The organism is Microbacterium sp. (assembly GCF_039812165.1).
Lineage (GTDB): Bacteria > Actinomycetota > Actinomycetes > Actinomycetales > Microbacteriaceae > Microbacterium.
In genome coordinates this window covers 1-22,576 of the sequence record NZ_JBDIAB010000004.1, presented here as the reverse complement: position 1 = coordinate 22,576, position 22,576 = coordinate 1, and the positions used below count along the sequence as shown (strand labels likewise).

19 protein-coding genes and 1 pseudogene are annotated in these 22,576 nt (G+C 73.2%); 5 read left to right on the top strand and 15 right to left on the bottom strand.

The features are described 5' to 3' along the window. Positions 1–109 precede the first annotated feature (109 nt). Complete coding sequence (locus WML84_RS00905) at positions 110–1,054, bottom strand: agmatinase family protein (RefSeq protein ID WP_347344272.1); 945 nt, start codon at positions 1,052–1,054, stop codon at positions 110–112. A 151-nt stretch (positions 1,055–1,205) separates the two neighbouring features. On the opposite strand from WML84_RS00905, the gene hutH reads away from it, so the two are divergent. Together hutH and WML84_RS00895 are read left to right on the top strand one after the other, a co-directional pair. Next, a complete protein-coding gene (hutH, locus tag WML84_RS00900; RefSeq protein WP_347344271.1) occupies positions 1,206–2,768 on the top strand; it encodes a histidine ammonia-lyase in 1,563 nt (520 codons plus the stop codon). 27 nt (positions 2,769–2,795) lie between these two features. After that, the gene (locus WML84_RS00895) at positions 2,796–3,578 is read left to right on the top strand and encodes an IclR family transcriptional regulator (RefSeq protein WP_347344270.1); all 783 of its coding nucleotides are present in this window, start codon (positions 2,796–2,798) and stop codon (positions 3,576–3,578) included. 10 nt (positions 3,579–3,588) lie between these two features. Here WML84_RS00895 and hutI read toward each other — a convergent pair whose 3' ends face one another. The 12 genes from hutI to WML84_RS00835 form a co-directional block, all read right to left on the bottom strand. Next, a complete protein-coding gene (gene hutI, locus WML84_RS00890) occupies positions 3,589–4,815 on the bottom strand; it encodes an imidazolonepropionase (protein WP_347344269.1) in 1,227 nt (408 codons plus the stop codon). A gap of 8 nt (positions 4,816–4,823) precedes the next feature. Further along, the gene (gene hutU / locus WML84_RS00885) at positions 4,824–6,521 is read right to left on the bottom strand and encodes a urocanate hydratase (protein ID WP_347344268.1); all 1,698 of its coding nucleotides are present in this window, start codon (positions 6,519–6,521) and stop codon (positions 4,824–4,826) included. A gap of 165 nt (positions 6,522–6,686) precedes the next feature. Then, positions 6,687–7,574 carry a GTPase Era gene (era, locus tag WML84_RS00880; protein WP_347344267.1) on the bottom strand — a complete coding sequence of 296 codons (888 nt, stop codon included), beginning with the start codon at positions 7,572–7,574 and terminating at the stop codon, positions 6,687–6,689. A gap of 2 nt (positions 7,575–7,576) precedes the next feature. Continuing rightward, entirely contained in the window at positions 7,577–8,899 is a 1,323-nt protein-coding gene (locus WML84_RS00875; protein ID WP_347344266.1) for a hemolysin family protein, read from the bottom strand. Next, the gene (gene ybeY, locus WML84_RS00870; RefSeq protein ID WP_347344265.1) at positions 8,896–9,366 is read right to left on the bottom strand and encodes an rRNA maturation RNase YbeY; all 471 of its coding nucleotides are present in this window, start codon (positions 9,364–9,366) and stop codon (positions 8,896–8,898) included. Before ybeY ends, WML84_RS00875 begins: the two co-directional genes overlap by 4 nt. After that, positions 9,363–10,391, bottom strand: coding sequence for a PhoH family protein (locus tag WML84_RS00865; RefSeq protein WP_347344303.1), 1,029 nt, complete (start codon positions 10,389–10,391; stop codon positions 9,363–9,365). The genes ybeY and WML84_RS00865 overlap by 4 nt, the downstream gene beginning before the upstream one ends. Before the next feature lie 52 nt (positions 10,392–10,443). Further along, positions 10,444–10,791 carry an HIT domain-containing protein gene (locus tag WML84_RS00860; protein WP_347344264.1) on the bottom strand — a complete coding sequence of 116 codons (348 nt, stop codon included), beginning with the start codon at positions 10,789–10,791 and terminating at the stop codon, positions 10,444–10,446. Positions 10,792–10,839: 48 nt separating this feature from the next. Further along, a complete protein-coding gene (locus WML84_RS00855; protein WP_347344263.1) occupies positions 10,840–11,637 on the bottom strand; it encodes an RsmE family RNA methyltransferase in 798 nt (265 codons plus the stop codon). Positions 11,638–11,644: 7 nt separating this feature from the next. Beyond that, on the bottom strand, positions 11,645–12,757 hold the full coding sequence (dnaJ, locus tag WML84_RS00850) for a molecular chaperone DnaJ (RefSeq protein WP_347344262.1): 1,113 nt from the start codon (positions 12,755–12,757) through the stop codon (positions 11,645–11,647). Between the two features lie 39 nt (positions 12,758–12,796). Then, positions 12,797–13,834 (bottom strand): heat-inducible transcriptional repressor HrcA, encoded by a 1,038-nt coding sequence (gene hrcA, locus WML84_RS00845; RefSeq protein ID WP_347344261.1) that lies wholly within the window; start codon positions 13,832–13,834, stop codon positions 12,797–12,799. A 53-nt stretch (positions 13,835–13,887) separates the two neighbouring features. Beyond that, entirely contained in the window at positions 13,888–15,105 is a 1,218-nt protein-coding gene (gene hemW, locus WML84_RS00840; RefSeq protein WP_347344260.1) for a radical SAM family heme chaperone HemW, read from the bottom strand. After that, on the bottom strand, positions 15,105–15,755 hold the full coding sequence (locus WML84_RS00835; protein WP_347344259.1) for a DUF1990 family protein: 651 nt from the start codon (positions 15,753–15,755) through the stop codon (positions 15,105–15,107). Before WML84_RS00835 ends, hemW begins: the two co-directional genes overlap by 1 nt. Before the next feature lie 81 nt (positions 15,756–15,836). Here WML84_RS00835 and WML84_RS00830 point away from each other — a divergent pair, with 81 nt between their 5' ends. Next, on the top strand, positions 15,837–16,559 hold the full coding sequence (locus WML84_RS00830; protein ID WP_347344302.1) for an AAA family ATPase: 723 nt from the start codon (positions 15,837–15,839) through the stop codon (positions 16,557–16,559). Between the two features lie 15 nt (positions 16,560–16,574). Here WML84_RS00830 and WML84_RS00825 read toward each other — a convergent pair whose 3' ends face one another. Beyond that, positions 16,575–17,201 carry a GrpB family protein gene (locus WML84_RS00825; RefSeq protein WP_347344258.1) on the bottom strand — a complete coding sequence of 209 codons (627 nt, stop codon included), beginning with the start codon at positions 17,199–17,201 and terminating at the stop codon, positions 16,575–16,577. Positions 17,202–17,221: 20 nt separating this feature from the next. Beyond that, on the bottom strand, positions 17,222–19,066 hold the full coding sequence (gene lepA / locus WML84_RS00820) for a translation elongation factor 4 (protein WP_347344257.1): 1,845 nt from the start codon (positions 19,064–19,066) through the stop codon (positions 17,222–17,224). 319 nt (positions 19,067–19,385) lie between these two features. Here lepA and WML84_RS00815 point away from each other — a divergent pair. Both WML84_RS00815 and WML84_RS00810 read left to right on the top strand, forming a co-directional pair. Beyond that, positions 19,386–21,602 (top strand): annotated as a pseudogene (locus WML84_RS00815) (5'-nucleotidase C-terminal domain-containing protein); the annotation flags it as partial. A 166-nt stretch (positions 21,603–21,768) separates the two neighbouring features. Continuing rightward, positions 21,769–22,503, top strand: coding sequence for an alpha/beta hydrolase (locus WML84_RS00810; protein WP_347344256.1), 735 nt, complete (start codon positions 21,769–21,771; stop codon positions 22,501–22,503). Positions 22,504–22,576: the final 73 nt, after the last annotated feature.

The following is a 22,576-nucleotide window of genomic DNA, read 5'->3' as shown; positions in this document are numbered from 1 at the left end:
CCGGAGCCCGACGGCATCCGCGCCCGCCGTGTCGCCCCGTCGGCTTCCCGTCGAGGAGCCTCGCGGGGGACGGACGGGGCGGTGGAGGTGGCGCCGGGAGGGCCGGGCCTCAGACGCCGAGGCGCCGCGCGAGCCCGGCGGCCGCCTCGAGGACGCAGAGCGCGGCCAGCCGCACCGTGCGGCCGTCGGGGGCGTCGGCGGTCGCGTCGACCTCGGCGAGGTCGATGCCGCGCACGCGCCCGTCGGCGGCCAGGAGGCGCGCGAACCGGCGCAGCTCGTGCGCCTGCAGGCCCCCCGGGACGGATGCCGGGCACCCGGGCGCCACGGAGCGGTCGCACACGTCGACGTCGAGGTCGACGTGCACCGGTCCGCCGGCGGCGCCCGCGATGCTCAGTGCCTCGGCCACGACGTCGGGGATCGACCGGTCGTGCAGCTCGTCGCGGTGGACGACCGTGATGCCCCACTCCTTCGCGCGCCGGCGGTAGGCGCGGGAGTTGGCGAAGTCCGCGATGCCGATCTGCACGATGCGGCGCGGGTCGAGCCCCGCCTCGACGAGACGGCGCACCGGCGAGCCGTTGCTGCGCCCGTCGCGGAGGTCGTGGTGCGCGTCGAGCGTGACGAGCCCGGCCGTCGCGAGCGACTCCCCCGCCACCCCGAGGGCGGCGGGCACGGTCAGGGCGTTGTCGCCGCCGACGGCCACCACGAGCGCGGAGCGGCGGGCGAGGTCGGCGATGCGCTCCGTCGCGGCGCGCTCCCCGGCCTCGGTGTCGGGGTCGGCGACGTCGCCGGCGTCGACGAGGCGCAGCGCCTCGTCGAGCACGAGCTCGGCCTCGGCACCTCGCTCGCCGGGCGCCCCGGGGGCGACGACGTGACCCGAGTAGCGGCGGAGCGCGTCGCGCACGGCGGCCGGCGTCTCGTGGGCGTTCGTGGGCGACAGCGACGTGCGCGAGGTCGGCACGCCGATGAGCGCCAGGTCGAACTCGGCGTCCGGCGCCGGGGTGGGCCAGCCGCCCGCGCGGGGCCACGACGGGTCGTGCGAGAGCGTCTGCGCCATGCCGGTCCTCCTCGGTCGGGGGTGATGGATACCAGCATGCCAAGCCGGCTCCGGCCGGGCGTCGTCGCCCCGCCCGTCGCTGTCCGGTATCCCAGACGACAGCCGGCCGTCCACGCGCCCGCGGGCGGTGCGCATGCGGTGTGATCGTTGCATGGGAACCTCCGCAGCATCCACGGTCGTCCTCGGCGAGACGCCGCTGACCATCGCCGACGTCGTCGCCGTCGCGCGCGCCGACGCGCCCGTCGAGATCGGCGCGAGCGCCGCCTCGCGCATCGCGGCGAGCCAGCGGATCATCGTCGACCTCGCGAACGACGACCGCCCCCACTACGGCGTGTCGACGGGCTTCGGCGCGCTCGCCAAGGTGCAGATCGCGCCGCCCAAGCGCCAGCAGCTGCAGCGCAGCCTCATCCGCTCGCACGCCGCCGGCACCGGCCCCGAGGTCGAGCGCGAGGTCGTGCGCGCGCTCATGCTCCTGCGCCTCAACACGCTCGCGAGCGGACGCACCGGCGTCCGCCCCGTCGTGGCCGAGACCTACGCCGCCATCCTCAACGCCGGCATCACGCCCGTCGTCCACGAGTACGGCTCGCTCGGCTGCTCGGGCGACCTGAGCCCGCTCGCGCACTGCGCGCTCACCCTCATGGGCGAGGGCACCGTGCGCGTGAGCCCCGACCCGCACGCGGTGCCGGTCCCCGCCGCCGACGCGCTCGCCGCGGCCGGCATCGCGCCGGTCGTGCTCGCCGAGAAGGAGGGGCTCGCCCTCATCAACGGCACCGACGGGATGCTGGGGATGCTGTGCCTGGCGCTGCACGATCTCGCCGGCCTGCTCCGCGTCGCCGACATCGCCGCCGCGGCGAGCGTCGAGGCCCTCACCGGCACCGACGCGGTGTTCGCCGCCGACCTGCAGGCGCTCCGCCCGCATCCGGGACAGGCCGCCTCGGCCGCCAACATGCGCAGCGTCCTCGCCGGCTCGCAGCTGATCCAGCGCCCGCGCGAGGGCGAGTTCACGCGCGTGCAGGACGCCTACTCGCTGCGCTGCGCCCCGCAGGTGCACGGGGCCGTGCGCGACACGGCCGGCCACGCGGCATCCGTCGCCGCGATCGAGTTGCGATCGGCGATCGACAACCCGGTCGTGCTGCCCGACGGGCGCGTCGAGTCCAACGGCAACTTCCACGGCGCCCCGGTCGCGTACGTGCTGGACTTCCTCGCGATCGCCGTGGCCGACCTCGCCAGCATCTCGGAGCGGCGCACCGACCGCTTCCTCGACGTCGCGCGCAACCACGGCCTGCCGCCGTTCCTCGCCGCCGACGCGGGCCTGGACTCCGGGCTCATGATCGCCCAGTACACCGCGGCCGGCATCGTCTCGGACCTCAAGCGTCTCGCCGTGCCCGCGTCGGTCGACTCGATCCCGTCGTCGGCGATGCAGGAGGACCACGTCTCGATGGGCTGGCACGCCGGTCGCAAGCTGCGCCGCGCGCTCGACGGGCTGGCGCACGTGCTCGGCATCGAGCTGCTCGCCTCGACGCGCGCCCTCGACTTCCGCGACCAGGCGCCCGCGGCGGCCACGGCGGCGCTGCACCGCCTGTTCCGCACCCGGATCCCGGCGCCCGACACCGACACGTTCCTCTCGCCCACGATCGCCGCGGCCCACGAGTTCGTCGTCAGCGGCGCGGTCGTCGGCGAGGTCGAGCGCGCCGTGGGCGCGCCGCTGGCATAGCCGACGCGCGTCGGCGAGCATGGTGACATGAGCGCGAAGGTGCCGGCGGCCGATCAGACCCTGCGCGTCCTCACGCTCCTCGCCCGCGCCCGTGGGCCGCTGCCGGCGAGCATGATCGCCACGCAGCTGGGCCTGCCGCGCTCGACGGTGTACCACCTGCTCACGACGCTGCAGGAGCACGGCTACGTCATGCACCTGCCCGAGGAGAGGCGGTACGGCCTCGGGCTCGCCGCCGTCGAGCTGAACTCCGCCTACGCGCGGCAGGAGCCGCTCAGTCGGCTCGGGCGACCGCTCGTCGCGGCGCTCGTCGACCGCGTGCGCATGAGCGCGCACCTCGCGGTGCCGCACGGCCGCGACGTGCTGTACATCGTCGAGGAGCGCGCCCCCGGTGCGCCGTCGCTCGTGACCGACGTCGACGTGCGCCTGCCGATGCCCCTCACCGCGACCGGACGGGCGGTGCTCGCCGCGCTCCCCAAGGCGCAGGCGCGTGCGCTGTTCCCCGACCGGGCCGCGTTCGTGCACCGGCACGAGGACCGCGACGGCATCGACCGGTACTCTCGCCTGCGCGCGGTGCTCGACGAGACCGTCACGCGCGGGTTCGCGCTCGAACGCGGCTCGGTCACGCCGGGGCTGGAGTCGGTCGGCGTGCCCGTGCTCGACCACCGCGGGTGGCCGGTCGCGGCGATCGCGCTGACCTTCCCGGAGGGCTCGGTGCCCGATGCGCGGCTCTCCGCGCTCGCCGCCGAGGCGCGCGCGACGGCCGAGATCCTCTCAGCGCGCATCCACGGCCGCGTCGCACGCGACCGCTGACCCGGCCGGCTCAGACCACGCGCTGGCCGGCGCGCCAGACGGCGCCGGTGAGCGGGATGCCGGGGCGATAGGCCAGGTGCGTGATCGACGGCGCGTCGAGCAGCTGCAGGTCGGCGCGCGCACCGGGGCGGATCGCGCCGACCGCCGGCTGCGCGTTCCCGCGCGGGTCGGTCCAGCCGTCCTCGTGCATGCCGAGCGCGATCGCGCCGCCGAGCGTCGCGGCGCGGACGGCATCCTGCACCGTCAGACCCATCTGCAGCACCGCGGTCGCCACGCAGAAGGCCATCGACGACGTGTACGACGTGCCCGGGTTGCAATTGGAGGCGATCGCGACGACCGCGCCCGCGTCGAGCAGGCGACGCGCGGGCGCGAGCGGCATGCGGGTCGACAGGTCGCACGCCGGCAGCACCGTCGCGACCGTGCCGCGACGGCCCGCTCCCCCGTCCCACGCCGACCACGAGCCGGCGAGCGCCGCGACGTCGGCGTCGCTCAGGAAGCCGACGTGGTCGACGCTCAGCGCGCCCTCCTCGACCGCGACGCGCACGCCCGGGCCCTCGCCGAGCTGGTTGCCGTGCACGCGCAGCGCCAGCCCCGCGGCGCGGCCGGCCTCGAGCACGCGACGGGATGCCGTCTCGTCGAAGGCGCCGGTCTCGCAGAAGACGTCGACGGCGCTGACGTAGGGCGCGACGGCATCCGTCATCGGCCCCGTCACGAGGTCGAGGTAGTCGCCCGGATCCGCGCCCGCGGGAACCACGTGCGCCCCCAGGAACGTGACCGCGTCGACGTGGCGGCCCGCGATGCGCGCGGCGCGCACCTCGTCGGCGACGGTGAGGCCGTAGCCGGTCTTCGTCTCGATCGTCGTCGTGCCGCCGCGGCGCGCCTCGGCGACGAGCCGTTCGAGGTTCGCCTCGAGCTCGGCGTCGGTCGCGGCGCGGGTCGCCGCGACCGACACGTTGATGCCGCCGGCGGCATACGCCTCGCCGGCCATTCGCGCCTCGAACTCGGCCGTGCGGTCGCCCGCGAAGACCATGTGCGTGTGCGAGTCGACCCAGCCCGGCAGCACCGTGCGACCGCCGACCTCGACGCGCTCGTCGGCGGCGGGAGCGTGCGCCGACGGCCCGACCCAGGCGATGCGATCACCCTCGATCACGACGGCGGCGTCGTGCAGACGACCGCCGTTCGCCTCGTCGTTGGTGGTCAGCTCGCCGATGCCGTCGATGAGCAGCGCGTCGGGCATGGGACGGATCACCAGCCCTGGTCGGTGTTGCGGACCACGGGCTCCATCGGCACGCGCACGCCGCGCTCGGCCGCGACGTCGACGGCGCGCTGGTAGCCGGCGTCGACGTGGCGGATGACGCCCATGCCGGGGTCGTTCGTGAGCAGCCGCTGCAGCTTCTCGGCGGCGAGCGGCGTGCCGTCGGCCACCGAGACCTGCCCGGAGTGGATGGAGCGGCCGATGCCGACGCCGCCGCCGTGGTGGAGCGACACCCAGGTCGCGCCCGACGAGGTCGCGGTCAGGGCGTTCAGCAGCGGCCAGTCCGCGATGGCGTCCGAGCCGTCGGCCATCGCCTCGGTCTCGCGATAGGGCGAGGCCACCGAGCCCGAGTCGAGGTGGTCGCGGCCGATCACGATCGGCGCCGACAGCTTCCCCTCGGCGACGAGCTCGTTGAACCGCACCGCCGCGCGGGCGCGCTCGCCGTAGCCGAGCCAGCAGATGCGCGCCGGCAGGCCCTCGAACTCGACCCGCTCCTGCGCGGCGCGGATCCAGCGGTGGAGGTGCTCGTTCTCGGGGAAGAGCTCGAGGATCGCCTCGTCGGTGACGCGGATGTCCTCGGGATCGCCCGACAGCGCCGCCCAGCGGAACGGGCCGAGGCCCTCGCAGAAGAGCGGGCGGATGTAGGCCGGCACGAAGCCGGGGAACGCGAAGGCGCGGTCGTACCCGCCCTGGCGGGCCTCGTCGCGAATGGAGTTGCCGTAGTCGAACACCTCGGCGCCGGCGTCCTGGAACTCGACCATCGCCTCGACGTGCGCGGCCATCGACGCGCGCGCGTCGCGCGTGAAGCCCTCGGGGTCGGATGCCGCGCGCTCCTGCCACTCGTCGACCGTGTAGCCGACGGGCAGGTAGCTGAGCGGGTCGTGGGCGCTCGTCTGGTCGGTGACGACGTCGACGGTGATCTCGCCGGCGCGGTGACGGCGGAGGATCTCGGGGAACACCTCGGCCGCGTTGCCGACGAGTCCGACCGACCAGCCGCGGCGCTCGTCCTTGGCCCGCTGCACGATCGCGAGCGCCTCGTCGAGGTCGGTGACGACCTCGTCGAGGTAGCGCTTGCCGGCGCGACGGCGCAGGCGCGTCTCGTCGACGTCGACGATGAGGCACGCGCCGTCGTTGAGGGTCACGGCCAGCGGCTGCGCGCCGCCCATGCCGCCGCAGCCGCCGGTGAGAGTGATGGTGCCGGCGAGGGTGCCGCCGAAGCGCTTGCGGGCGACGGCGGCGAAGGTCTCGAACGTGCCCTGCAGGATGCCCTGCGTGCCGATGTAGATCCACGAGCCCGCGGTCATCTGCCCGTACATGAGGAGGCCCTCGGCCTCGAGCCGGCGGAACTCGGGCCACGTCGCCCAGTCGCCCACGAGGTTGGAGTTGGCGATCAGCACGCGCGGCGCCCACACGTTCGTGCGGAAGACGCCCACGGGCTTGCCGGACTGCACGAGCAGCGTCTCGTCGTCCTCCAGATCGCGGAGCGTGTCGACGATCGCGTCGAACGCGTCCCAGCTGCGGGCCGCGCGGCCGGTGCCGCCGTACACGACGAGATCGTCGGGGCGCTCGGCGACCTCGGGGTCGAGGTTGTTCATGAGCATGCGCAGCGGGGCCTCCGTCTGCCAGCTCTTCGCGCTGAGCTCGGTGCCGCGCGGAGCGCGGACGGGACGGGCGCCGGGGAGGGTCATCGAGGCATCCTTTCGCTTTTCCGCCCGTCGCAGCCGGACGGGACTGCCTCCATTCCAGCGCGCCGTGCGCGCCCGGACAACGGGTGACGGCGCGCACGTGTCCGGTATCCCGGACACGACGGATGCGCCGGAGCGGCGCCGCCCGGCCGGGCCCGCCGAGCGCGGCTAGAAGCCGAGGCGGCCCAGCTGCTTCGGGTCGCGCTGCCAGTCCTTCGCCACGCGCACGTGCAGCGACAGGAACACCCTGCCGCCGATGAGCGGCTCGATGCCCGCGCGAGCGGTCGCGCCGACGTCGCGCAGGCGCGAGCCCTTGCGCCCGATGATGATCGCCTTCTGGCTGTCGCGCTCCACGACGATGTCGGCGTACACGTCGGTGAGGTCCGACCCCTCACGCGGGGCGATCTCGTCGACCGTCACCGCGATCGAGTGCGGCAACTCGTCGCGCACGCCCTCCAGGGCCGCCTCACGGATGATCTCGGCGATCCGGTCGGCCGTCGACTCGTCGGTCACGACGTCGTCCGGGTACAGCGCCGGGCCCTCCGGCATGAGGCTGAGCAACTCGTCGGCGAGCACGTCGAGCTGGTCGCGCGTGAGCGCCGACAGCGGGATGACGGCATCCCAGTCCTCGCGCAGGCTGTCGGCCTCGATGAGCCGCTCGGTGATCTCGTCGCGCGTCGCGGCGTCGGTCTTGGTCACGATCGCGACCTTCTTCGCGCGCGGGTAGCCGTCGAGCGACGCGGCGATCCGCCGATCGCCCGGGCCGACCTTCTCGGTCGCCGGCACGCAGAACCCGATGACGTCGACATCGCCGAGCACCTGCTCCACGAGGTGGTTGAGGCGCTCGCCCAGGAGCGTGCGCGGCTTGTGGATGCCGGGCGTGTCCACCACGACGAGCTGGCCGTCCGGCCGGTTCAGGATGCCGCGGATCGCGCGCCTCGTCGTCTGCGGCTTGTCGCTCGTGATGGCGACCTTCTCGCCCACGAGCGCGTTGGTCAGCGTCGACTTGCCGACGTTCGGCCGCCCCACGAAGGTCACGAAGCCCGATCGCGTCATGCTCACTCTCCCCTGCCGTTCGTCCGCTCCACGGTGCGCACCTCGCCGGTGCGCGGCGCCCTGTGCTCGGGCTCGTGATCCTCCGCGCGCTCGACGAAGACGGTCGCGATGCCGCGTCCGCGTCCGCGCGACGCACCGCCGGTCATCACGATGCCGCCGTGCTCGGTCATGACGCCGGGCTGCGGCACCCGGCCGAGCACCTTGCCGAGGAGGCCGCCGATCGAGTCGACGTCGTCGTCGTCGAGCTCGATGCCGAACAGGTCGCCCACCTCGTCGAGCCCGAGGCGCGCGCTGACGCGATACCGGCCGCCGCCGAGGTCGACGACCTCGGCCTGGCGCGGGTCGTACTCGTCGGAGATGTCGCCGACGAGCTCCTCGATGAGGTCCTCGAGCGTGACGAGCCCGGCGACGCCGCCGTACTCGTCGACCACGAGGCACACGTGCACGGCATCCCGCTTCATCTGCTGCAGGAGCGTCTCGGCCTTCATCGACTCGGGGACGAACACCGCGGCCCGGGCGATGGGGCTCACCGGCGCCCCGCGCCACGCGCTCTCGTCGCGGTAGGCGAACTGCACGAGATCCTTCAGGTACACGACGCCGGTGATGTCGTCGCCGTCGACCACGGGGATGCGCGAGACGCCCTTGTCGAGGAACAGCGCCATCGCGTCCTGCGTCGTGGTCGCGGCATCGAGCGTGACCATGTCGGTGCGCGGCACCATGACGGCGCGCACGAACGTCTCGGTGAACTCGAACACCGAGTGGATGAGCTCGCGGTCGTCCTCCTCGATGAGGTCCTGCGACGCGGCCTCGTCGACCATGCTGAGGAGCTGCTCCTCAGAGGCGAACGACGCCCGCCGCGACACCCCGGGCGTCACGCGGTTGCCGAGCACCACGAGCAGGTGCGCGAGCGGGCCGAGGAAGATCCTCGCCCCGCGCACGGCCCACGCGAACGTACGGAGCATGCCCTTCGCGTGCTGCCGTCCGACGCTGCGCGGGCTCGCCCCGACGAGCACGAACGAGACGCCGGTCATGAGCACCGCGGCGGCCAGCATCGCCCACCAGATGTTGTCGAACAGGAGGAAGAACGCGATCGTGACGAGCACGGCGGCGGTCGTCTCGGTGAGGATGCGGATGAACACGACCGCGTTGCCGTGCGCCTCCGGGTCGGCGGCGATCCGTTCCAGCCGCTCGCGGCGCGGACCGGACGGGGCGAGCTCGACGAGCTCGGCGCGCGAGGTGACGCCGAGCGCGGCGTCGAGCGCCGCCATGAGGCCACCGACGCCGACCAGCAGGACGGCGGCGACGAGGAGGAGCGTCGCGGTCATGTGCGGCGGCGCCGCCGTTCGCTCACGTGGAACGCCACGATGAGGTCGCGCTGCAGCCCGAACATCTCGCGTTCCTCGTCGGGCTCGGCGTGATCGAAGCCGAGCAGGTGCAGCAGGCCGTGGGTCGTCAGGAGGATGAGCTCCTCGACGAGCGGATGCCCCGCGGTCTTCGCCTGGGTCTCGGCGACCTGCGGGCACAGCACGATGTCGCCGAGGAGGCCCGGCGGCGTGGGCGTGTCCTCGGTGCCGGGGCGCAGCTCGTCCATCGGGAAGCTCAGCACGTCGGTCGGGCCGGGCTCGTCCATCCACTGCACGTGCAGCGACTCCATGGCGCCCTCGTCGACGAGCAGGATGGCGACGTCGGCCTCGGCGCTGACGTTCAGCTCGGCGAGGTTGTGCGCGGTCAGGCGCAGCAGCACCGTCTCGTCGACCTCGACGCCGGACTCGTTCGTGATCTCGATCGTCATGGCCGTCCTCGCTTCGGCAGGCGGTCGCGCGGTCCCGCCGGGCGCGCCGCCGCACGACGCTCGGCGCGGTTGGCGAACTCGGACGCCTCGTCGCGCTCGCGCCGCGCCGCGAGCCGCTGCTCGTCGTACGCGCTGTACGCGTCGACGATGCGGCCCACGAGCGAGTGCCGCACGACGTCGTCGCTGGTCAGGTACGCGAACTCGATGTCGTCGATGTCCTTGAGCACGCGCGTGACGAGCCGCAGGCCCGAGACCCCCTGCGGCAGGTCGACCTGGGTGATGTCGCCGGTGACGACCATCTTCGTGCCGAAGCCGAGGCGCGTGAGGAACATCTTGATCTGCTCGGGCGTCGTGTTCTGCGCCTCGTCGAGCACCACGAACGAGCTGTTCAGGGTGCGGCCGCGCATGTATGCGAGCGGCGCGACCTCGATCGTGCCGGACGCCATGAGCTTGGGCACGAGCTCGGGATCCATCATCTCGTTGATGGCGTCGTAGAGCGGGCGCAGGTACGGATCGATCTTGTCGGTGAGGGTCCCGGGCAGGAACCCGAGCCGCTCCCCCGCCTCCACCGCGGGGCGGGTCAGGATGATGCGGTCGACCTCCTTGCGCTGGAGCGCCTGGACGGCCTTGGCCATCGCGAGATAGGTCTTGCCCGTGCCGGCGGGGCCGATGCCGAACACGATCGTGCTGTCGTCGATCGCGTCGACGTACGCCTTCTGGCCCGGGGTCTTCGGGCGGATCGTCCTGCCGCGCGTGGACAGGATCGCCTCGCCGAGCAGCTCCGACGGCCGCTGGCCGCCGTCGGTGCGCAGCATGCGGCTCGAGACGCGCACGTCGGCGGGGTCGAGGCCCTGACCCGTGCGGGCGAGCGCGATGAGCTCCTCGACGAGTGCGCGGGCGGAGGCCACGGCATCCCGCCCCCCGCTCAGTGTGATCTCGTTGCCGCGCACGTGCACGTCGACCTCGGGATGCTCGTGCTCCACGACCCGCAGCAGTCGGTCCTGCGGGCCGAGCAGCTGGACCATCGCGACGCCGTCGGCGTAGATGCGCTCCTCGGTGCGGTCGCCGTCGGTATCGTCAGCCACCGAGCGTCCCCTCTGCGAGCCCGCCGCCCAGGACGTGGGCGTGCACGTGGAAGACGGTCTGCCCGGCCGCGGCACCGGTGTTGAAGATCAGCCGGAACTGCCCGTCGGTGTGCTCGGCCGCGAGCTCGGCGGCGAACGCGACCAGCTCGGCCAGCAGCCCCGGGTCGCCGGCGGCGAGCTCGACCACGTCGCGGTAATCCTGCGACGTGGGGATCACGAGGAGGTGCACGGGGGCCTGCGGCGCGATGTCGCGGATCGCGAAGAGCCGGTCGGTCTGAGCGATGATCTCCGACGGGATCTCCCCGTTCAGGATGCGGGTGAAGATCGAGGGCTCGCTCATGGCATCCCAGTCTAGTTGGCGCCCCCGACAGGCGCGGCGGCGTGAACGCTACCAGCGGCCGAGGCCCACGTTCACGAGCGCGAGCGCGGCGGGGCCGGCTGTCGAGGTGCGCAGGACCGTGTCGCCCAGCCGCACGAGGGTCGCCCCGGCATCCTGCAGCGCGGTCAGCTCGTCGGGCGCGATGCCGCCCTCGGGACCGACCACGAGCACGACGTCGCGCGGGTCGGCGGGGTCGAGCGTCGTGTCGGAGAGCCGGGCGGATGCCGTGGGCTCGAGCACCAGCATCCGGGCGCCGCTCGCGCGGGCGACTAGGTCGCGCGTCGCGGCCGGCGCCGTCACGTCGGGCAGCCACGCGCGGTGGGCCTGCTTCGCCGCCTCGCGCACGATCGTGCTCCAGCGGGCCACGCCCTTGGCCGACCTGGCCGCGTCCTCCCCACGGCCTTCTCCACGCATCGCTTCGCGCTGCGCGGAGCCTCTGGCCGCGTGGGCCCACCGCGACACGCTGCGCGCCGCCTGCCACGGCACGATCTCGTCGACGCCGAGCTCGGTCGCCGCCTGCACCGCGAGCTCGTCGCGGTCGCCCTTGGCGAGCGCCTGCACGAGCACCACGCGCGGCGACGGCGCGGGCAGCACCGCGACGTCCGCGAGGCGGACGACGACCGCCTTCGGGGCGACGGACTCGACCTCGCCGCTCGCCCACGCGCCGGCGCCGTCGCCGACGGCCACCCGCTCGCCGACGCGCACCCGCCGGACCGCCGCGGCGTGGTGCGCCTCGGCGCCGGTGAGCACGACGGTGCCGTCGGGTCGCGCGGGCAGCGGCGCGTCGACCAGGAAGTGCAGCGGCATCCGCCGGTCAGCCGTTCCGGAAGCGGTCGCGCAGCTTCGCGAACAGGCCCTGGTGGAACTCGGCCAGGTGCGGCGGCGGCGACTTCGTCTTCGCCGCGAACTGCTCGATGAGCTGGCGCTCCCGCGCGTCGAGACGCGTGGGCGTCACCACGTGCACGCCGACGCGCAGGTCGCCGCGCTGCGTGCCGCGCAGCGGCGTGATGCCGCGGCCCTTGATCGTGAGCACGTCGCCGCTCTGCACTCCCGCCCGCACCTCGAGCGGCACCGCGCCGTCGAGGGACTCGATCGTGGTGGTCGTGCCGAGGATCGCGTCGGTCATCGAGACCTCGAGCGTCGCGAGCAGGTCGTCGCCGTCGCGGCTGAAGGTGTCGTGCGAGGCGACGGTGACCTCCAGGTACAGATCGCCGTTCGGGCCGCCGGCGGGGCCCACCTCGCCCGAGCCGGGGAGCTGCAGCCGCAGGCCGGTCTCGACGCCGGCCGGGATGTCGACCGACACCGTGCGGCGGGCGCGCGCCCGGCCCTGGCCCTGGCACGTCGCGCACGGGTACGGGATGGTCGTGCCGTAGCCCTGGCAGCTCGGGCACGGCTGCGAGGTGACCATGTTGCCGAGGAGGCTCCGCACCGTCCGCTGCACCTGACCGCTGCCGTGGCAGACGTCGCACGTCACCGGCTGCGTGCCCGGCTGGCAGCACGAGCCCTGGCACGTCTCGCACAGCACCGCGGTGTCGACCTCGATGTCGCGGTGCACGCCGAAGACGACGTCGGCGAGGTCGAGCGTGACGCGCACCAGGGCGTCCTGGCCGCGCTCGCGGCGGGAGCGCGGACGGCCGCCGCGCTGGCCTCCGGCGGCGCCGAAGAACGTCTCGAAGATGTCGCCGAACCCGCCGAAGCCGCCGGCGCCGCCGAACGCGCCGTCGCCCCCGCCCATGTCGTAGCGCGCGCGCTGCTCGGGGTCGCTGAGCACGTCGTAGGCGTGCGTGACGAGCTTGAACCGCTCGGACGCCTCTTCGCCCGGGTTCACGTCCGGGTGCAGCTCGCGGGCGAGCCGGCGGTACGCCTTCTTGATCTCGTCGGGGGTCGCCTCGCGCGACACGCCGAGAACCTCGTAGTGGTCAGCCACAATTGCCTTTCCTGCCCTGCCGGGCGCGGTCTGCCGGTGTCAGCGGGCCTTCTCGTCTTCGTCGAGCAGGCGGCTGAGATAGTGCGCGACGGCGCGGACCGCCGCGAGGTTGCTGGGATAGTCCATGCGGGTGGGTCCGAGGAGGCCGACGCGCGCGTGCGCGCCGGTCGCGTCGTAGTCGCTCGTGACGACCGAGGCCTCGGCCAGGCCGAACGACTCGTTCTCGCGGCCGATGCTCGTCGCGAGCCCCTGCTCGTCGGCGACCATCTCGCCCATGAGCCGCAGCAGCGTGACCTGCTCCTCGATGGCCTCCAGGAGCGGCGAGATGCTGCCGCGGAAGTCGGACTCGCGTCGGGCGAGCGTGGCGCTGCCGGCCATGACGAGGCGGTCGCTGCGGAACTCCTCGAGCTCCTCCGAGACGATGCGGGCGACCGCGCGCACGACGTCGTCGAGGCGGTCGCCGGAGCGGGGGGTCGCGAGCAGATCGGCGATCGCCTGCACGCCGTCGCGGATGCCGCGGCCCGTCACGAGGGCGGCGATCGTGGCCTTGACGGTGGCGACGTCGGACTCGACGACCTCGCCGCGCAGCAGCGCGGTGCGCTGCGAGACGCGGCCGGTGTCGGTCACGACGATCACGACGATGCGCGAGCCGCCCAGGTGGACGAACTCGACGTGCGACACGTTCGCGCGCGCGAACGACGGGTACTGCACGATCGCGACCTGGCCGGTGAGCCTCGTGAGGGCGCGGACGGTGCGCACGAGCAGGTCGTCGAGGTCGCCCGAGTCCTTCAGGAACGACGCGATCGCCGCGCGCTGCGCGGTGGTCAGCGGCCGCAGCTCGGCGATGCGGTCGACGAACACGCGATAGCCCTTGTCGGTGGGGACGCGGCCCGACGACGTGTGCGGCGCGGTGATGAGCTCGTCCTCCTCGAGCAGCGCCATGTCGTTGCGGATCGTCGCCGCCGACACCCCGAAGGCGTGACGGTCGACGATCGAGCGGCTGCCGACCGGCTCGTGCGTCTCGACGTAGTCCTCCACGATCGCGCGGAGGACCTGCAGTCCGCGTTCCGAGACCATGATCCTCCCTCGCTGGCACTCGTCTGCCCTGAGTGCCAATCCTACCGCGGGGGTCACGCGGTCAGCGCGCGCACCACGGCATCCGCGAGGAGTCTGCCGCGCCGGGTCAGGACGATGCGGCCGCGCACGGCGTCGGCTCCCTGGATCAGTCCGTCGGCGATGAGGGATGCCACGGCGTGCCGCCCCTCGCCGACCACCTCCGACACCGCGAGGCCGTCGGCGATGCGCGACTCCAGCAGCACGCGCTCCAGCCGACGGGCGGCCTCGTCGGGCCGCTCGCGCGCCGCCGCCGGCGAGGCGGCCGCCGCGAGCCGCTCGGCGTAGGCCGCGGGGTGCTTGACGTTCCACCAGCGCAGCCCCGCGACGTGGCTGTGCGCCCCGGGGCCGTACCCCCACCAGTCGAAGCCGCGCCAGTACGCGAGGTTGTGCCGCGAGCGGTGCGCGTCGTCGCGCGCCCAGTTCGAGACCTCGTACCAGTGCAGGCCCGCCGCGGTGAGGGCGTCGTCGGCGGTCTCGTACATGGCGGCCTGCAGGTCGTCGTCGGGGGCGGGCAGCTCGCCGCGACGGATCTGCCGGGCGAGCTTGGTGCCGTCCTCGACGATGAGCGCGTACGCGGAGACGTGGTCGGGATCGAGCGCGAGGGCCGTCTCCAGCGAGGTCCTCCAGTCGGCGAGCGACTCGCCCGGCGCGCCGTAGATGAGGTCGACGCTGACGTCGAGGCCCGCGCGGCGCGCCGCGGCGACCGCGGTGCGCACGTTGCCGGGATCGTGCGTGCGGTCGAGCGCCGCGAGCACGTGCGGCACGGCGGACTGCATGCCGATCGACAGCCGCGTGACGCCGGCGTCGGCGAGAGTGCGGGCGACGGCATCCGTCACCGTGTCGGGGTTCGCCTCGACGGTGACCTCGGCGCCGTCCGCGAGGCCGAACGCGTCACGGATGCCGGCGAGCATGCGCGCGAGGTCGCCCGGCGGCAGGAGGGTCGGGGTGCCGCCGCCGAAGAACACGGTGTCGGCCGGGCGGAGCGGTCCGCGCTCGCCCAGGACGGCGCGCGAGAGCGCGATCTCGCGCAGGACCTCGTCGGCGTAGGCGTCCCGCCGAGCGCCGCGCAGCTCGGTCGCGGTGTAGGTGTTGAAGTCGCAGTAGCCGCAGCGCACACGGCAGAACGGCACGTGGACGTAGGCGCTGAACGGCGTCGACGGGTCGACGACGAGGTCGTCCGGGAGGGCGCCGTCCGGCGGCGCGGGCTCGCCCGGGGGAAGGGCGGCGCCCATCAGGCCGGGGTCGTGTACAGCGGCGAGATCGCGCGGAGGTACCGCGTGAACAGCTCGCGGCGGCGACGGCGCACCAGGAACGGGAGCAGCCGGTAGGCGCGGGCGACCGGGGCGTCGAACGCGCGCACCGTGAAGCGCACCTCGTCGTTGTCGAGCCACTCGACGACGAACGACTCCTCGCCGCTGACCACGGAGCCGCCGATCGTCCCGAGCGTGAAGCCGACGCGGCGGGGCTCCTCGACGACCGAGATGACGCGCAGCTCTCCGCCGGCATCCATGCGACGGAAGTGCCCGGCGACGCGCACCGTGGTGCCCGGGCCCACCAGCGGCGTGCCGTCGGCGTCGTAGTGCTGGTCGACGTCGGAGCGGCTGGGGGCGATCGGGTGGCCCTCGGGGTCGAAGCCGACGCCCGAGTACGCGGGGCCGGAGGCCGGGCGGATGTCGCTCAGCACGAGCCCCGCACCGCGCTGCGCGCCCCACGACAGCAGGGCGTCGCCGGCGGCGCGGAAGCGCTCCTCGCCGCTGCCGATCCGCCACGACTGCTCCGCCGGGATGCTCCGCTCCGGCGGGTACTGCATGAGGTCGGGGGCGTGGGTCGCTCCGACGGCGGCGTAGTCGACCGTGCCGTCCTGGAAGTTTCCGCGGCGCATAGAGCCCAGCCTATGACGCCCGCCTGATCGATCGGTGGACGCCGGCGGCGGCAGGGATGGCAGACTCGGCGCATGAGCGGGATGTTCTCCCAGCCGCCCGTGACGCGCGTGCGGGTGCACGACGAGCGCGTCGGCGACCGCAGGAGCTGGCCGGCGACCGTGCCGGCCGTCGCCCAGCTGCTCGACGGGGGGCTCGAGCTCTCGCCCGGCGTCACGTTCCTGGTCGGCGAGAACGGATCCGGCAAGTCCACGGTGCTGGAGGGCATCGCGCTGGCCTACGGGTTCTCCCCCGAGGGCGGCTCGCGCCACGCGCGGCACAGCACGCGCGCGAGCGAGTCGCCGCTGTCGGAGTGGATCGAGCTGCAGCGCGGCGTCGGCAGCAGCCGCTGGGGCTTCTTCCTGCGGGCCGAGACGATGCACTCGTTCTACACGTACCTCGAGCACAACCCCAGCGCGCGCGAGGAGCCGGTCTTCCACGAGCTGAGCCACGGCGAGTCGTTCCTCGCGATCCTCGACACGCGGTTCGACGCGCCCGGCTTCTACTGCCTCGACGAGCCGGAGGCGGCGCTGTCGTTCCAGTCGACGCTGACGCTCATCTCCACGCTCGACCGCATCGCCCGCGACGGCGGTCAGGTCCTGTGCGCGACGCACTCCCCCGTGCTCGCGGCGCTCCCCGGCGCGCGGCTGCTCGAGCTCGGCGAGTGGGGCATGCGCGAGACGGCCTGGCAGGAGCTGGAGCTCGTGCGCCACTGGCGCAGCTATCTCGACGCCCCGCAGCGCTACCTCCGGCACCTCCTGGGCTGAGCCCGGCCCGGTCCGCTACGACGCGACGCGGGGATGCGGGTCGTGCGGGTGCGCGGGATCGGCGGCGAAGATCTCCTCGTAGATGTCGTAGATCACCCACGCCTTGGCGTTGTTGTAGAGCATCTCGACGGTGTGCCCCTCCGCGGCGACGTCGCGCTTGACGGCGGCGTACCGCTCCCGGGCGGCGGGGTGCGTCCGCAGCCAGTCCCGGAACATCACGTGCCGCCGGGGCTCCTCCGCCGTCGTCGACCACACGTGCAGGTTGGTGCGCGGCGCGGTGCCCCGCAGCAGCCGGTGCTCCTGCCAGTCCGGCTCACGCCGGGTGAGCACGAAGCCCGCGGCCTCGAGGTCGGGCAGCCACGCGTCCTCGTCCGCGGAGTCGTCGACGACGAGGTCGACGTCGATCAGCGGCTTCGCCCAGAGGTCGGGCACGGCGGTGGAGCCGACGTGCTCGATCGAGTGCGCGCGCTCCCCCAGTGCGGCGGCGACGCGCTCGCGCACGGACGCGAACCACTCCGGCCAGGTCGGATCGGGGGCGACGACCTCCATGCGCGTCACGTCGGTCACGGGTGCGACGCGGCCCGCCTCGATCTCCTCCAGCGAGGGCGGACCGTACGGGCGCCAGAGCGGATGCGTGCGCATCTCTCGATGGTAGGACGACGCTACTTCTTGGTCTCGATGTCGCCGGAGAGCGCGGCGATGAACGCCTCCTGGGGGACCTCCACGCGACCGACCATCTTCATGCGCTTCTTGCCCTCCTTCTGCTTCTCCAGCAGCTTGCGCTTGCGGGTGATGTCGCCGCCGTAGCACTTGGCGAGCACGTCCTTGCGGATCGCGCGGATGTTCTCGCGCGCGATGATGCGCGCGCCGATCGCGGCCTGGATGGGCACCTCGAACTGCTGCCGCGGGATGAGCTTGCGCAGGCGCTCGGCCATCATCGTGCCGTACCCGTATGCCTTGTCGCGGTGGACGATCGAGCTGAAGGCATCCACCTTCTCGCCCTGCAGCAGGATGTCGACCTTCACGAGGTCGGCCTCCTGCTGGCCGTTGGGCTCGTAGTCGAGCGAGGCGTAGCCCTGCGTGCGCGACTTCAGCTGGTCGAAGAAGTCGAACACGATCTCGCCGAGCGGCATGTTGTAGCGCAGCTCCACGCGCTCCTCGGAGAAGTACTCCATGCCGAGGAGGGCACCGCGCCGCGACTGGCACAGCTCCATGACGGTGCCGACATAGTCCTTCGGCGTCAGGATCGCCGCCTTCACCATCGGCTCCGAGACGGTCGCCACGCGCCCGTCCGGATACTCGCTGGGGTTGGTGACGGTGATCGTCTGGCCGGTGTCGGTGGTGACCTCGTAGATCACCGAGGGCGCCGTCGTGATGAGGTCGAGGTCGAACTCGCGCGCGAGGCGCTCGGTGATGATCTCGAGGTGCAGGAGGCCCAGGAAGCCGCAGCGGAAGCCGAAGCCGAGCGCCACCGAGGTCTCGGGCTCGTACTGCAGCGATGCGTCCGACAGCTTGAGCTTGTCGAGCGCTTCGCGCAGCTCCGCGTAGTCGCTGCCGTCGATCGGGTAGATGCCCGAGAACACCATCGGCTTCGGGTCGGTGTAGCCGGCGAGCGCCTCGGCCGCGGGCTTGCGCGCGTTGGTGACGGTGTCGCCGACCTTCGACTGGCGGACGTCCTTGACGCCCGTGATGAGGTAGCCCACCTCGCCGACGCCGAGCCCCTTCGTGGGCGTCGGCTCGGGGCTCGAGACCCCGATCTCGAGGAGCTCGTGCGTGGCCTTCGTCGACATCATCTGGATGCGCTCGCGCGGGCTGAGCGTGCCGTCGACCATGCGGACGTACGTCACCACGCCCCGATAAGAGTCGTAGACCGAGTCGAAGATCATCGCACGGGCGGGCGCGTCGGCCTCGCCGCGGGGCGCCGGGATGTCGCGCACGATGCGGTCGAGGAGCGCCTCGACGCCCATGCCGGTCTTGCCCGACACCCGCAGCACGTCGTCGGGGTCGCCCCCGATGAGGTTCGCGAGCTCGAGCGCGAACTTCTCCGGATCGGCCGCGGGCAGGTCGATCTTGTTGAGGACCGGGATGATGTGGAGGTCGTTCTCCAGCGCCAGGTACAGGTTCGCGAGGGTCTGCGCCTCGATCCCCTGGGCCGCGTCGACGAGGAGGATCGCGCCCTCGCACGCGGCGAGGCTCCGCGACACCTCGTACGTGAAGTCCACGTGGCCGGGCGTGTCGATCATGTTCAGCGCGTGGGTGCCGGCGTCGGTGGCCCACGGCATCCGCACCGCCTGGCTCTTGATCGTGATGCCGCGCTCGCGCTCGATGTCCATGCGGTCGAGGTACTGCGCGCGCATGTCGCGATCGGAGACGACGCCGGTGATCTGCAGCATGCGGTCGGCCAGCGTCGACTTGCCGTGGTCGATGTGGGCGATGATGCAGAAGTTGCGGATGAGCTCCGGCGGCGTCGCGGACGGCTCGAGGGGCGTGAGGGCGCGCGGTGACATGTCCCGACGATTCTATGCGGGTCGGATGCCGCGACCGGCCATCCACGACGAGCCGCGCCGGATCCGGCCCGGCCCCGGATGAGAAGGAGTTCACCGTCCGGACCCTTGCCATCCACGCGGTCGGAGGCGAAGCTCGTAGGGCGGCCGGTCAGCTGCGCGAGCTCGACACGCGCCCGGTCCGCGGGAGACGAATGCGATGAACGCCAGCGAAGCCCTGCCCGCCCGTTCCCGTCGCCGTCGGTGGATCGCGGCGCTCGCCGGCACCGCGACCGCGGTCGCCGGGCTGTCATTCGCGCCGACGGCGGCGAGCGCCGCCGATCCGGTGACGGTGACCCTGCTCGGGATCAACGACTTCCACGGCCGCATCGACGGCAACACGGTCGCATTCGCCGGCACGATCGAGGAGCTCAGGGACGCGGCATCCGGGCCCGTCCTGTTCCTCTCCAGCGGCGACAACATCGGGGCGTCGCTGTTCGCGTCGTCGGTCGCGCAGGACCAGCCCACGATCGATGTGCTCAACGCGCTCGGGCTGCAGGCCACCGCGGTCGGCAACCACGAGTTCGACCGCGGCTGGGAGGATCTCGCCGGCCGCGTGACGGATGCCAGCGACTATCCGCAGCTCGGCGCCAACGTCTACCTGGCAGGCACCGAGACGCCGGCGCTCCCCGAGTACGAGCTGCTCGACGCCGACGGCGTCACGGTCGGCGTGATCGGCGCGGTCACCGAGGAGACGCCGTCGCTCGTGTCGCCCGCCGGCATCGTCGACCTCGCGTTCGGCGACCCGGTCGCGGCCGTGAACCGCGTGGCGGCGCAGCTGACCGACGGCGACGACGCGAACGGCGAGGCGGACGTCCTGGTCGCCCTGTACCACGAGGGCGCCGGCGCCGGCACGCCGGACGGCGCGACGCTCGAGCAGGAGCTCGCCGCGGGCGGCCCGTTCGCCACCCTCGTGAACGACACGTCCCCCGCCGTGTCGGCGATCTTCACCGGCCACACGCACAAGGAGTACGCGTGGTCGGCGCCGATCCCCGGCACCGACCGCACCCGCCCGGTGGTGCAGACCGGGTCGTACGGCGAGCGGATCGGCGAGATCACGCTGACCGTCGATCCCGACACCGGCGAGGTCGCCGCGCACACCGAGCGGAACGTGCCGCGCACCACGACGCCGCAGGCCGACCTCATCGCGCAGTACCCGCGCGTCGCGGCCGTCGCCGAGATCACGACCGCCGCGATCGCCGCGGCCGCCGAGATCGGGAACACCGCGATCGGCGAGGTCGCCGGCGACATCACGACGGCCTTCTCGGGCGGCTCGTTCGTGAACGGCGTCTGGACCGGCGGGCTGCGCGACGACCGCGCCTCGGAGTCGGCGCTCGGCAACACCGTCGCGAACATGCTGCGCGACTCGCTGTCGGTGCTGCCCAACGGCGCCACCATCGGCGTCACCAATCCGGGAGGCCTGCGCAACGAGCTGTGGGACACCCAGGCCGAGTTCGGCCCCACGGCCGTGCCCGGCCTGCCGGACGGGACGATCTCGTTCTCGCAGGCGAACGCGGTGCTGCCGTTCAACAACACGCTCGGACTCGTGACGCTCTCGGGCGCGCAGTTCAAGACTCTGCTCGAGCAGCAGTGGCAGCGCGACGCCGACGGCAACGTGCCCCAGCGCCCCTACCTGCAGCTCGGTCTGTCGGACAACGTGAGCTACACGTTCGACCCGACCCTGCCCGAGGGTCAGCGTGTGACGTCGGTCACGGTCGACGGGGCGCCGCTGGACCCGGACGGCTCGTACCGGATCGGCACGTTCTCGTTCCTCGTGAGCGGCGGCGACAACTTCCGCGTGTTCACCGAGGGGGCCGACGTCGTCGACACGGGCCTGCTCGACTACGAGGCGTGGATGGACTACATCGCCGACAACTCCCCCGTGGCGCCCTCGTTCGCGCGGCACGCGGTGCAGGTGAGCGGCGTGCCGGCCTCGGTCGTCGCCGGGCAGACGCTGTCGTTCTCGGTGGCGGGGCTGAACCTCACGAGCCGCGGCGCGCCGGAGAACACGTCGCTCGCGGTCGCGCTCGGCGACACGGCGCTCGGCGAGATCCCGGTGAGCGCCGGCGCCGCGGCCGTCTCGGTCACGGTCCCGGCCGCGCAGCCGGCGGGGGCGGCGACGGTGACGCTCACGGCATCGCCGTCGGGGACCGTCGTGCGTGTGCCGGTGACGATCGAGGCGGCGCCGGCCCCCGCGGCGAAGACGCGCACGACGCTCCTCGCGGTGCTGCCGATCCACATCAACAGGATCCTGCCCACGACGCTCGTGGCCTACGTGCAGCAGAGCGGCGGCACGCCGTCGGGGCTGGTCGAGTTCCGCGAGGGCGGTGCCGACGGCGCAGTCGTCGGCACCGGCGCGGTGAACGACGGGCTGGCGACCCTGCGCCTGGGCACGCTCAGTCGCGGGACGCACACGTACACCGCGGTGTTCGTGCCCGCCGACCCCGCCGTGGCCGCCCCGTCGACGAGCTCGAAGGCCAAGGTGCGCACGCTTCCCTAGCAGGATGCGGCAGAGCGTCGGTCTCTCGTCTCGCGAGTCACTGCCCTCGTGCCCGCTCACTGTGCTGCACCGCAGTGAGTCGGCGGGAGGGCAGTGACTCGAGGTGAGGAGCGGACCCGGCGGTCCCGCTGCCGGGGGTGTCGGCGCGGCCTCGTAGGCTGGCGTCATGACTGTGCAGGTGGTTCTGGTGCACGGCATCCGCACGTCGGCGACGATGTGGCGCGCACAGCTCGCGCACCTGGCGGAGCGCGGCAACCCCGCGACCGCGGTCGAGCTGCCCGGGCACGGCGTCCGCATGGCAGAGACCTTCACGCTCGAGGGCGCGTTCGCGACGATCGACGCCGCCGTGCGGGATGCCGCAGCGAACGGCCCCGTGCTGCTCGTCGGGCATTCGATGGGCGGGCTGCTGTCGATCGCCTACGTCGGCGACGAGGACCGGCCGCCGGTGGACGGGTTCGTCGCGGCGTCGGCGACCGCGCTGCCGAGGGGTGTCGGACTCGCCGCCTACCGCACGCTCGCGCGCGGACTCGACCGGCTCCCCCGCCGCGGCCAGTGGCTCGCCGACCTCGTGCTCGACCGCACGCTGCCGCCCGAGACGCGACTGGACTTCGGCGCAGGCGGCTACGCGTACGACGCGCAGGACGCGGCGCTGCGGAGCCTGTCGGTGCTCGACCTGCTCGCGGCCCTGCGCCGCATCGACGTGCCGACCTGGTTCGTGAACGGCCAGTTCGACCAGTTGCGGGTGAACGAGCGACTGTTCGCGTCGCTCGTGCCCGACTCCGAGCTGCTGGTCGTGCCGCGCACGAGCCATCTCGTCACGGCGATGCGGCCGGCGGTCTTCAACGCCGTGCTCGACGTGGCGCTCGCCACGCTCGAGGCACGGATCGCCGAGCCGACCTGATAGACTCGGTGTTTGGCTTGCGTGTGGGCTTTCTCCCTCACACGACCGCCGTGCGACAGCCCTCTCTTGTCAC